This window comes from Cytobacillus spongiae, assembly GCF_021390075.1.
In genome coordinates this window covers 1,288,321-1,300,447 of record NZ_CP089997.1, presented here as the reverse complement: position 1 = coordinate 1,300,447, position 12,127 = coordinate 1,288,321, and the positions used below count along the sequence as shown (strand labels likewise).

Sequence of the window (12,127 nt, the reverse complement as noted above, 5' to 3'; positions counted from 1 at the left end):
CAGTTTCTACGGTGCTAAACGGGCGTTTCCGCTTTTCTTATTACCACTTAAAGCAGGCTGCTCCCACTATGATTAGTAGGATGAATAGGACTACGATTAGGGCGAAGCCGCCACCATAGCCACAGCCTCCGTAACCGTATCCACAACCATATCCATATCCATAACCGTATGGCATTTAAATCGCCTCCTTCTATACGAATGAACGGTTTACTTTATTAATATCCGTAACCCCAAGAAGCTCCGATGATAATTAAAAGAATGAACAATACAACGACTAGAGCAAAACCTCCGCCATATCCATATCCAGCTGACATCACACATTACCTCCTTCTTTTTGATTCCCTATATCTTATTCAACCTGAGTCAAATGTGCGATAGTCATTTACCCATTTTAGGTGTTTTCATTAGCCTTATCTCAGAACTCATTTACAATCCATTTAGAAACAAAAACAGACTGACTCATCTTGAGTCAGCCTGTTTTTGTTGTTTATTCTGTTTTTAACTTTTTCATTGACAGTTTCTTAGAGATTAACCCCTTAGTCGGTGAAAATAAGAAAACTACTAAGAATATGAGCCCATTTATCGTAGCCATAGATCCTGAGATAGAAACATTCAACCAGCTTGCCATGTAATATCCAACGACAGCAGCCATTACGCCAAATAGAGCACTTAATACAAGCATGACTTTAAGTTGATCTGTTAATAAATAAGCAGATGCACCTGGAGCAATTAGCATGGCTACAACTAATATAGCTCCGACACTATCAAAGGATGCAACCGTTGTGACTGATACCATCCCCATCAGAAGATAGTGAATAAATAATACTGGAATTCCAATAGCCGCTGCCATTTGCGGGTCAAAGGATGTAATCTTGAATTCTTTGTAGAATAATCCAATAATCAGCAAATTGATGATTAATACAACACTTAACATGAGAAATGCTTTAGGAAGCTCTGGCAAAAAGCCCCACTTCACAAGATCCCATGGTACGAATGTAATCTCTCCCATAAGGGCATGATCTACATCCAAGTGTACATCATCAGCAAAAATGGTAAGTAAAATAACACCTACAGCAAATAAAAATGTAAATACTACACCAATGGAGGCATCTTCTTGTATCCCACTAGAATGAAATAACTGCACGAAGAATGTAGTCAATAAGCCAACGATGGCAGCCCCTATCAGCATATAAACTCCACTCATGCTTTGACTTATCATAAAAGCTAATACAATCCCTAGCAGAACTGTATGACTAATCGCATCTGCTAGCATGGAGAGCTTTCGTAAAATTAAGAAACAGCCTGTGATTCCACAAGTTACCCCAGCAAGCGATCCAACAATTAATATCCAAGCTTCATAACTCATGACAATCGTTTCCTTTCATTTATAACAGGCGAAAGTGCCGGCGTCATATTATACTGTTCGAGCAGTTGAAGCACTCGTTTTGTCATGGGATCAGATGGCTCTTTCATCACTTTGTCTGTTATTTCATCTTTCTCCTCTTCATTAAATTCATCTCTGTGCATTAAACAAATTTCAGTGATTCTTTGTTCCATTGTTAGTTCATAAGCCTTCAATATTCCTTCTTTTGAAAGGGACCATCCTGAATCCGATTCATGCAGAAATCGATCTTTAATAAGCTCTTGAAGCAACTTATCCAAATTTCTCTCTGAGTAACCTAGTTGGGTCAATATCATTCGCTTTGGCACTTCATAATGTTCATTGCCACTTGTTAAATACTTTTCCTCTGATAATTTATACAACCCGCGAAGCACTTGCTCTTTTCTAGTTTGTTTATTAAAGAGCATTCTCTTTACCCACTTCGTCAATAGACCTCTTTCTGGAGCGAATAGCATGGAGATAAAAAACAAAACTGTTGCCGTAACCACGATGAAAGGACCTGTCGCTAACCCTTCTCCAAATGTACTAACAATTGTACCAATCATACCTGAAAGGGCACCAAAGAAACCTGATATGACGACCATTTTCCCTAATGAATTCGTCCAGTAGCGTGCGGCAATAGATGGTGTAATCAGCATCGCTGCCATTAAAATAACCCCAACTGCTTGAATTCCAATAACTACAGCTGCAACAAGCAGAGATAAGAATAAGAAATTTAATAAAGCTGTCGGTAGTCCAAGACCTCTAGCAAATGCAGGATCGAATGTTAAAACCTTTAATTCTTTAAATAGTAAGCCTGTAATGAAAATAAGAACAAATGCTGCACCTGCCATTAGTTTAACGTCATTACCTACTAAAGAAGCAGCCTGCCCAAAAATGAAATCGTCTAAGCCACTTTTATTTCCCGACGAAGATTGAGAGACTTTCGTTAATAATACAATCCCAAATCCGAAGAAAACGGATAGAATTAAACAAATGGCTGTATCCTCTTTTAAAATGGAAGTTGATGTAATGAATTGGATACAGTATGCAGCTAATAAACCAGTGATTGTTGCTCCAATTAAAAGGGCAATCAGTGATTTCTCTCCCGTTATTAAGAAAGCTATACAAATCCCCGGCAAGGCTGCATGAGCTACTGCATCACCAATTAAGCTTTGTTTCCTTAATAGAGCAATACTTCCTAAAACACCACTTGCAATCCCGAGCAGCATCGTTCCGAGAAGGACCCATTGAGTATTTGCATCGTTTAAGATCATTTGAATAACATCATTCACATCAAACACCTCATTTTTGTTCCACCATCAGCTGATCTTTCTCTAAGAATGCTAATCTACCACCATACGTACGATGTAAATTTTCCATTGTAAATGTTTCATCTGTAGGTCCTTGGGCAATCGTTCGCATATTAAGTAGCAAAACATGATCGAAATAATCTTTTACTGTTTGTAAATCATGATGAACAACTAACACCGTCTTCCCTTGGCTTTTTAATTCATTCAAAAGATCAATGATTGCTCGTTCCGTAGCTGCATCTACCCCTACGAATGGTTCATCCATAAAGTAGACCTTCGCATCTTGAGCTAATGCTCTTGCTAGAAACACCCTTTGCTGCTGTCCCCCAGATAATTGGCTTATTTGTCTGTTAGCATAGTTTTCCATCCCTACTTTTCGGAGGCATTCAAGGGCTAAAGCCATGTCTGATTTAGTAGGCCTCTTAAACCAACCAATATGACCATACCGCCCCATTAATACAACATCTAAAGCATTTGTTGGGAAATCCCAATCGACCGACCCTCGCTGTGGTACATAACCGACTACTTTGTCTTTCGGATGGTATTTCTTCCCATAAATCTCAATCTCTCCAGATGCCTTTGGAATCAATCCTAAAATAGCTTTAATTAACGTTGATTTACCTGCCCCATTTGGACCGATGATTCCGATTAACTTTCCTTCAGGCACCTCAAATGTTACATCCGTTAAAACAGGCTTTTTTTGATAAGCAACTGTCAAATTTTTAACTTGAACAGGGTTCATACAACGTTCCTCCTATTTTAGAGCGTCTACAATCGTTTTCACATTGTGCTTATACATTCCGATATAAGTACCTTCCTCAGTACCTTCTTCACCCATAGCATCTGAGAAAAGCTCTCCTCCAATTTCTACATTATGACCTTTCTTTTTAGCTCCCTCAATAACCGCGTTAATTGAACGCTCTGATATGCTTGATTCGATAAATACCGCTTTTATGTTTTTAGAAACTAACGTATCTACAAGTTTTTGAACATCACCTAGCCCATATTCAGCATCCGTACTAAGTCCTTGTAAGCCCATAACTTCCATATTATACGCGTTTCCAAAATATCCAAATGCATCATGAGCTGTAACAAGTACACGTTGCTCATCTGGAATTTTGCTCATTTCTTCAACAGCAAATTCCTTTAATTCTTTTAACTTATTAAAATACTCTTCTGCATTTGCTTCATAATGCTCTTTATTATCAGGATCTGCTTCAATTAATCCCTTTTTTACTTCTTCTAAAGCAACTAACCATAGATCAATATTAAACCATACGTGCGGATCAGTTACAGAGCTGTCAGCAGCATCTGACAATAACTTTGATTCTTTAATAGATTCTGCAATCGCATAGGTTGGCTTTTCCGTATTCATTTTTTCAAATACTTCAAGCATCTTACCTTCTAAGTGAATTCCGTTATAAAATATAATATCTGCTCTTTGCAGCTTGGCAATATCACCTTGAGTCGCTTTATATAAATGAGGGTCTGTTCCTGGTCCCATTAGACTCTCAACTTCAACCTTATCTCCACCAATATTTTTAACAGCGTCTGCAATCTGCCCAATTGTTGTTGTAACTACAAGCTTTTCCCCACTTTTATCCGATTGATTCGTTTCCTCCGAACATCCTCCTAAAAATGCTAAAGTAAATACCATTAATAAACCTAAAAGCTTTTTCATTTAAATTCACCCCATTATTTATTTTTGATGCTAGCTAGAACCTAAAGCTGTCTTTTATTTTTATTAAAGATACTTAAGTACAGATTTCGCAACCTTACTTACTACTATTTTGTTTTAACCACTATTCTGCAAAATGATTGTAAGGAAAAGCAACTATATGAATCCCTCAATGAATAGTTCCCTTTGCATAAGTTCTTAAAAGTGTATGTTGCAATCTTTAGGTTAGTGCATAGAATTTATATTTAACTATAACTTTTATATTAGACTATATTTTTTATATAAAGTTATATTTTTTGTCCACAATCATAAAAGTTTCCCTAATGCAAAATTTAAAGCAAATGAACTATAAAGTCAATGATTTAACTACAATTATTTTCGACAAATTCATTTTTCACTGAACACTGTAGTTACTTTTTATCGTCATTATTGAATTGGCACTTATAAATTGTTGTGTGAAGCGAGTTAACACGAATAACAAAAGGGTGATTGCTCGATTACATTTATTAGGATGAAGGCAGTACTCAAGTCTCATACATTGTAGAGTGTTCTGCCTGATTAAAATCACTTATCTTTAGAACTAAGTCCTATACGCTTTATTGTAAAAAAAAACTGTAGCCAAACTCTGAACTTCTTCGAGTTTGGCTACAGCATTTTTAACCACTATCTGTTTTCATTCCTATGTTGTTTCTTTGGTATATAATTAAAAATCTCCTTAGATTCAAAGCTATCTACAAGCCGGTTCAACCAATCGTAATAAAGTAGGCTATCATTTAGCTTTCCAATATCTCTATTTGCTGCCGCTTTTATATCGTTTGCTACTTCAGGATCATTGATCAACTCATTAAGTTCAATAAGAGATTTTTCAATACTGCTCACATTGATTGATACTCCTGCACGCCATTTGATTGTAAAAAAATCAATAAAAGTTTGATACCAATCTTCTTCGGCTTCATACAAATCCTTTCGAACCCCTTTTTTCCATACTTTCTCGACCATTTTTAATTCCATGAGGGTTCGAACCGATGTGCTCATGCTTGTTTTGCTCATTCCAAGCTCTTCTTTCATTTCATCAAGTGTCATCGAATCCTCTTGAAAATAAAGCAGGCCGTACAATCTACCAATTGAATCGGTTATTCCATATAAATTCATGTTCTGTGCAATTGTATCAATAACTCGTTCACGTGCCTGCTCGAGTTTTTCTGCTCCCTTCATGTAACAACCACTTCCTATATTCTTATATCGTTTCAATAAAGTGAAGGAATATCTAAAAAAACCTTATATAGACATATCCTTTATTAGCTTAACACCAAAATAATAATTGTAAAGGAAGTGATACAAAAGTAATATAGAGGATTTTAGAGGAATTTTAAGAATGCAGACTATTCGGTGCATACAGTTTTTTCTGTACATACTTTACAGCTGAATTTGCCCAATTACCACCTTTGCCCCATTTCTCTAGAAAAAATACAATTAATAAGTCGGATATACAGACGGAAACCGAATGGGGTGAACAAATGAATAATCAACAAGCAAAAATTAATGTTTCAAATGTAACAAAGATTTTTGGGAAAAATGCAAAAAAAGCGGTTAGCTTACTCAAAAACGGTGAATCCAAACAAAGTATTCTTAAAAAAACGGGTTCAACTGTTGGGGTAAACCAAGCTAGCTTTGAAGTACATAGCGGAGAAATCTTTGTCATTATGGGGCTTTCAGGAAGTGGAAAATCCACGTTAGTGCGCTTACTTAACAGATTAATTGAACCAACAAGCGGCGAGGTCTCCATTGATGGGAAGGATATTGTCAAAATGAATAAAGAACACTTACGAGAGGTCCGACGTAAAAAAATCAGTATGGTGTTTCAAAAGTTTGCTCTTCTTCCGCACCGAACAGTACTTGAAAACACTGAATATGGATTAGAGATTCAAGGTGTTGCTAAAGAAGAAAGAAAACAAAAAGCGCTTGATGCCTTAAAGCTAGTAGGTCTTGAAGGCTATGAAAATCAATATCCAAAGCAATTAAGTGGTGGGATGCAACAACGTGTTGGTTTAGCAAGAGCATTAGCAAATGATCCTGATATCCTTCTAATGGACGAAGCATTTAGCGCACTTGATCCATTAATTCGGAAGGATATGCAGGATGAGTTGTTAGAGCTTCAATCTTCAATGGAGAAAACAATTGTGTTTATTACACATGACTTAGATGAAGCACTGCGAATTGGTGACCGTATCGCATTAATGAAGGATGGAGCCATTGTCCAAATTGGTACACCAGAAGAAATATTAATGAATCCATCAAATGACTATGTTGAGAGGTTCGTAGAAGATGTAGATTTATCAAAAGTTCTGACAGCTAGTCACGTAATGAAGCGCGCAGAGACCGTTCAAATCGATAAAGGTCCACGAGTAGCACTTCAGATAATGAAGGACTTAGGTATCTCAAGCATATACGTGGTAGATAAAAAGCAAAATCTCCTTGGTGCCATTACTGCTGACGATGCGAAACGTGCTGTTGATCAAAACGAAAAGGTTGAGAATATTCTCCAGACAGATGTGTTAACCGTTCAAAGTGACACAATCCTAACAGACTTATTTGAAAAGGTATCCGTAGCAAGCATTCCTGTTGCAGTTATAGATGATACCAATCGATTACGAGGAATTCTTGTAAAAGGTGCTGTCATTGGGGCACTTGCAGGAAATAACTCAGATATTAATGACTTAGAGAAAGCTAAAAAAGAAGCAGCTGTTACAACTATTACAGACAAGGGGGTGAACTAGTTGGAAGGAATTTTACCAAAACTCCCGATCGCTGATTGGATTGATGTATTTGTAGATTGGCTTACTGTAACGTTTTCTGTAGCATTTGATGGAATTTCAGAAGGGCTCGAAGCATTTGTTGAAGCCATTGTAGCAGGACTTGGATACATCCCTCCAATAGCTTTTATTATTCTCTTAACCTTATTAGCTTGGAAGCTATCAAATAATGGGATTGCTTTATTTACATTTTTTGGACTTTTCCTTATTGATAATCTCGGTTACTGGGAAGGAATGCTTGAAACATTAGCTCTTGTATTAACCGCTGTAGTGATTGCCATCATATTAGGAATTCCAGCAGGCATATGGGCTTCGCAAAATCAAACAGTGAAACGAATCGTCACACCGATTCTTGATTTTATGCAAACAATGCCTGCATTTGTTTATCTCATCCCGGCGATATTCTTTTTTAACATTGGAGTAGTACCAGGAGTTGTAGCTTCTGTCATTTTTGCCATGCCTCCAACAATTCGTCTAACGATACTTGGAATACAACAAGTCCCAGCAGATATTATTGAAGCAACTGAGGCTTTCGGTTCAACAACTGGACAACGGTTGCTAAAAGTACAATTACCTTTAGCAATGCCAACGATTATGGCAGGTATTAATCAAAGCATCATGCTAGCTCTCTCGATGGTCGTTATTGCTTCCATGGTTGGAGCACCTGGGCTTGGAGCAGATGTGTACCGTGCTGTAACACAAATTCAGATTGGCCAAGGTTTTGAAGCAGGTCTAGCTATTGTGGTTATTGCCATTATCTTAGACCGTATTACTCAAAATATAGGAAATAAAAAACAAGGAGGAACTACATAATGAAAAAATGGGCTTTGATGTTATTCGTATTAGCTTTATCAGTAGGACTTGTTGCTTGTAACTCTGACAAGGCAAGTAATGAAGGAAATGATTCAGATTCTAGCAAGGAAGCAGCTATTGGTGAAAGTGTAGATTATGAGATTGTTGGGATTGATCCAGGAGCTGGACTAATGAAGGCTACTGGAACAGCAATTGATGAGTATGAATTGACAGATTGGAAATTGATTGAAGGTTCTGGTGCAGCTATGACAGCTGCCTTGAAAAAGGCATATGATAAAGAAGAACCAATTATTGTGACAGGCTGGACTCCACATTGGATGTTCTCTAAATTTGATCTAAAATACTTAGAAGATCCAAAAGGAGTATATGGAGATGCTGAAAGTATTCATTCCATTGCACGTAATGGCTTACAGGAAGATCTTCCTGGTGCATATCAAGTATTAGACCAATTCAATTGGACTTCTGAAGACATGGGGAGTGTCATGGTCATGATCGAAGATGGTGATTCTCCTGAAGAGGCAGCTGCTACATGGGTAGAAGAAAACGCTGACCAAGTTGCCACTTGGACAGAAGGTGTTAATAAAGTTGATGGGGAAGAAATCACAATTGGGTATGTTGCTTGGGCAAGTGAAATTGCAAGTACAAATGTGATTGGAAAAGTGTTTGAAGATTTAGGATACGATGTCACACTTCGTCAAGTAGAAGCTGGACCCATGTGGACAGGAGTAGCAGATGGTAGCTTAGATGCACATATTGCAGGCTGGTTACCTGCAACACACGCAGATTATTACAATGAATTTGAAGGTGACTTCGAAGACCTAGGTGCTAACTTAGAAGGGACTAAAATTGGGCTAGTCGTTCCAGCCTATATGGATGTAAAATCAATTGAAGATTTAAAATAAGGAATAAGAAGGGGTTAGACGTCCTAGCTACGTCTAACCCTTTTACCGTATATTCATCTGCTACTTTAATTTGAATTGACTCATTAACTCCTTTAAGTTATGGCTTAGCTCAGCTAAGCTTCGAGCATCAGTGGCAATCTGGTTCGCACTTGCTGCTTGCTCTTCACTTGCAGCACTTACTTGTTCAGCGCCCGCCGAAGATTGCTCAGTAACAGCAGAAATCGACTCCATATCATTTCGAATATCCAGACTGATTTTCTCTAAGTTATCAATCGATCTTGTTATGTTTTCATTCTTATTAGATACCATGTCAACGTTTTCACTAATTTCTATAAATGATTCACCAGCTTTAATGACTGCGTTCATTCCCTCTTCTACAATGATCATTCCATTTTCAATTGAACCTACCGCTCGATGACTTTCATGTTGTGTTTCACGAATAATAGAAGAAATTTTCTCAGCAGAAACAGTTGTTTCATTTGCAAGCTTTCGAACTTCATTCGCGACAACTGCAAAGCCTTTTCCTTGTTCTCCAGCCCTTGCAGCTTCAATCGATGCGTTTAAAGCCAAGAGGTTTGTTTGATCTGCAATACTCGTAATAATTGAAATAACTTCTCCAATTTCAAATGCATGCTGATCCACCCTTCGAATAATTTCAGCTGTCCCCCGAACGGATTCATTTACTCCTCGAATTTGATTAATGGATTCATCTACATAGATCCTCCCTTTATTTGCAGACTGTCTGCTTTCTTCAGATACTTCGGTTACTTCTTTTGCAAATTCAGTTATTCCATTAAGCGTTGCATTCATTTCTTGGATTTTTTGAGATACATTTGTGACAGAGGAAGCGATATCTGAAGTCCCTGTTGCTAACTCTGAAATCGTAATAGCCACTTGCTCTGAGGCTGTTTTTGTCTCTTCACTTGTTTGAACGAGTATGTTTGATGAACCGCTTACTTTACTTGACACATAGCCAATCTCATTTAATAGACTTTGCATCTTTGCCACCATTGCATTAAAATTTTCCCCAAGTCTCCCAATTTCATCGTTACTTCGATGCTTGATTGAAATCGTTAAGTCTCCATCTGCTACTTGAGATGTAATGAGGCTCATTTTCTGAAGAGGGCGGATAAGTCTAGACGAAAATAAGATTACAATTACAATTGTAAAAATAAGGACGACTAATGCTGTAACTGCTGATATGATAGCTAATTCGTTTAATTGGCTGGAAGCTTCATCGATAGGTGCAGTTAAATAGAGGAGCCAATTCGTTTGTGGTATTTGTGTGTAGAACGCATATTTCTCTATGTCTTTAAAAGTATACCTTGTTACCCCTGTTTCTCCATTTAAAGCTTTCTCTTGTGAAAGCTCTAATTCTTCAATTCCTAGCTCATTAATATTTGTGCTTAGTACCATACTTCGTTCTGGATGACTAATGATTAAACCATCAGCTTGTGTTAGATATCCATAACCTGATTCGCCTATTATCACTTCCTCGACAATTTTATGTAGGTTTGACGAAGGAAAGGATGTTCCAATTAATCCAACAATATCATCATTTTCTAGCTGAATAGGAACGGCAAATACAACAGTATCAATATTTGACGTTTTACTTATGATCGGATCTGATATAACAAAGGGCTTTCCTGACATGACTTCCTTAAAATAAGCTCGATCATCTATGTTAGTTGTTTTACCTTCTGTCGTCCTCGTATTTCCATCCACATCAGATATAAAGAACATTTGAAACTCTTCATATTGCTTAAGCTTTTTCATTAAATAAGCCATTTGCATATCTGGTTTTAATCCAGTTACGTCACTACTAGAAGCTATGTTCTTCAATATTTCTATATTTGTTTCTAATTTACTTACAAGCTTTTCCTGTAACAGCTCGAGCTGTACGAGTGATTTCTCTTCAAAATTCTCTTCTAAGAAGCTTTTAGCCTTGTTATGATTAATAACAGATACACTTATTAGTGCAATTGTAATAATTGGTAGAATGACGATGAGTAATTTTAGTTTCACACTCTTCACAGTATTCCCCTCTTCTCTTTCTTATTGAGGAATATTGTAATATAACAGGTTAATTTTAAACGTTAAGTAAGTCAAAAGTCATAAATACGTCATAAGATTTTGAATATTTCAGTAAAACAAAAACCATCCTATTGAACAGAATTCGGATGGTCTAACTCCTTTTTTTATGAATAAGCATTGATTGAATATGTATTCCCTTTTATTCCTTTAATGTTATCAAAACTAAATTCATATTCCACTGATTGTTCAATTGGTATTTCAATCCAACGAAATACTCCATACTGTGTTAGCTGCTCTTTAAGAACAGGTTCACAGTTTTCTAATAAACAAACTTGGAGAGTTTCAAATCCATCTAATTTCTTGATCTTTTCAATTAATTCTTCTTTGACAGTTTGTACAGTTAGTTCTCTTTCTCTCTTAGAAGGCAATTGTATGGTTAACACATGATTTCTAGTTTTCTCTTCAATTTCCATTCGAGAAGAAGCCAATTTTTTTAACTTTTTATTTATACTCCACAAATTTATTCCATCTATATTTTCCCAAAACATGATGTTTCCCCCATATTAATTAAGAATTCTTGTATCTATTTCAGAGTATAACGATATCATACTTTTACGGTGTCTTTAACTAGTCATTTTCCCTAAAAAAAAGGAACCTAAAAGTTCACTTAGTCTTATAGTCTTGATTTCAGTACATAAGACCCTTCTCTTTACATATCTCACTCATTTGTCATCATCACTGGAGACGCCGCATATGTTATTCAAGGAAAAGGAATAGTAGCAAGGGATTGGTACATGATGAATCGTTCAGATCGATATGTAAAAAAAACAAATTACACCAATTTTATCTTCTCAATTACACGAGTAATAACTTTTTTATGTCTCGTTTTACTTGTGTCTGGGTATTATTATTCAAAAAGCTTAATAAAAGTTGAAAAGCCGAAGGAGGACCTAGGTCGAAAAGTCGTCATTGAGCTTCCATCTGGTGAAGAAGTTTTCACATATGAAAAATTAGTGGTGAGGGAAAATGGCAAAATGTATTATAAAGGAGATCGAAGTACGATTGATTTAACAGGGGGAACGATTATCTATGAAGATTGGAAATAAGATCGATCAATCAAACCCTATATATAAATTTAGAGTATTCATGGACAAGATTTGTTTTCTCAGAAGGCTTTTGTAATAAGCTCATTT

General features: G+C 36.6%; 13 protein-coding genes. 4 read left to right on the top strand and 9 right to left on the bottom strand.

Annotated features, from left to right (window positions below; genetic code table 11):
• Positions 1 to 40 precede the first annotated feature (40 nt).
• From LS684_RS06695 to cudC, 7 genes are all read right to left on the bottom strand, one after another.
• Entirely contained in the window at positions 41 to 175 is a 135-nt protein-coding gene (locus tag LS684_RS06695) for a YjcZ family sporulation protein (protein ID WP_233810842.1), read from the bottom strand.
• Between the two features lie 40 nt (positions 176 to 215).
• Positions 216 to 314 carry a YjcZ family sporulation protein gene (locus LS684_RS06690; RefSeq protein ID WP_233810841.1) on the bottom strand — a complete coding sequence of 33 codons (99 nt, stop codon included), beginning with the start codon at positions 312 to 314 and terminating at the stop codon, positions 216 to 218.
• Positions 315 to 487: 173 nt separating this feature from the next.
• Entirely contained in the window at positions 488 to 1,366 is an 879-nt protein-coding gene (locus LS684_RS06685; RefSeq protein WP_233810840.1) for a metal ABC transporter permease, read from the bottom strand.
• Positions 1,363 to 2,676 (bottom strand): metal ABC transporter permease, encoded by a 1,314-nt coding sequence (locus LS684_RS06680; protein WP_233810839.1) that lies wholly within the window; start codon positions 2,674 to 2,676, stop codon positions 1,363 to 1,365. Before LS684_RS06680 ends, LS684_RS06685 begins: the two co-directional genes overlap by 4 nt.
• Before the next feature lie 10 nt (positions 2,677 to 2,686).
• On the bottom strand, positions 2,687 to 3,436 hold the full coding sequence (locus LS684_RS06675; protein WP_233810838.1) for a metal ABC transporter ATP-binding protein: 750 nt from the start codon (positions 3,434 to 3,436) through the stop codon (positions 2,687 to 2,689).
• Positions 3,437 to 3,448: 12 nt separating this feature from the next.
• Positions 3,449 to 4,375 carry a metal ABC transporter solute-binding protein, Zn/Mn family gene (locus tag LS684_RS06670; RefSeq protein WP_233810837.1) on the bottom strand — a complete coding sequence of 309 codons (927 nt, stop codon included), beginning with the start codon at positions 4,373 to 4,375 and terminating at the stop codon, positions 3,449 to 3,451.
• A 660-nt stretch (positions 4,376 to 5,035) separates the two neighbouring features.
• Positions 5,036 to 5,587 carry a choline uptake/conversion transcriptional regulator CudC gene (cudC, locus tag LS684_RS06665; protein ID WP_233810836.1) on the bottom strand — a complete coding sequence of 184 codons (552 nt, stop codon included), beginning with the start codon at positions 5,585 to 5,587 and terminating at the stop codon, positions 5,036 to 5,038.
• A 302-nt stretch (positions 5,588 to 5,889) separates the two neighbouring features.
• Between cudC and proV the strand changes: the two genes are divergently transcribed.
• The 3 genes from proV to LS684_RS06650 are packed head-to-tail and all read left to right on the top strand — an operon-like array spanning position 5,890 to position 8,900.
• Entirely contained in the window at positions 5,890 to 7,149 is a 1,260-nt protein-coding gene (gene proV, locus LS684_RS06660) for a glycine betaine/L-proline ABC transporter ATP-binding protein ProV (protein WP_233810835.1), read from the top strand.
• Complete coding sequence (locus LS684_RS06655; protein WP_233810834.1) at positions 7,150 to 7,998, top strand: ABC transporter permease; 849 nt, start codon at positions 7,150 to 7,152, stop codon at positions 7,996 to 7,998.
• Positions 7,998 to 8,900: a glycine betaine ABC transporter substrate-binding protein gene (locus LS684_RS06650; RefSeq protein ID WP_233810833.1), complete on the top strand. Its 903-nt coding sequence runs from the start codon at positions 7,998 to 8,000 to the stop codon at positions 8,898 to 8,900. The genes LS684_RS06655 and LS684_RS06650 overlap by 1 nt, the downstream gene beginning before the upstream one ends.
• A 60-nt stretch (positions 8,901 to 8,960) precedes the next feature.
• Here LS684_RS06650 and LS684_RS06645 read toward each other — a convergent pair whose 3' ends face one another.
• Positions 8,961 to 10,934 carry a methyl-accepting chemotaxis protein gene (locus tag LS684_RS06645; protein WP_233810832.1) on the bottom strand — a complete coding sequence of 658 codons (1,974 nt, stop codon included), beginning with the start codon at positions 10,932 to 10,934 and terminating at the stop codon, positions 8,961 to 8,963.
• A gap of 164 nt (positions 10,935 to 11,098) precedes the next feature.
• A complete protein-coding gene (locus LS684_RS06640) occupies positions 11,099 to 11,482 on the bottom strand; it encodes a hypothetical protein (RefSeq protein ID WP_233810831.1) in 384 nt (127 codons plus the stop codon).
• Between the two features lie 246 nt (positions 11,483 to 11,728).
• Between LS684_RS06640 and LS684_RS06635 the strand changes: the two genes are divergently transcribed.
• Complete coding sequence (locus LS684_RS06635) at positions 11,729 to 12,040, top strand: hypothetical protein (protein ID WP_233810830.1); 312 nt, start codon at positions 11,729 to 11,731, stop codon at positions 12,038 to 12,040.
• Positions 12,041 to 12,127: the final 87 nt, after the last annotated feature.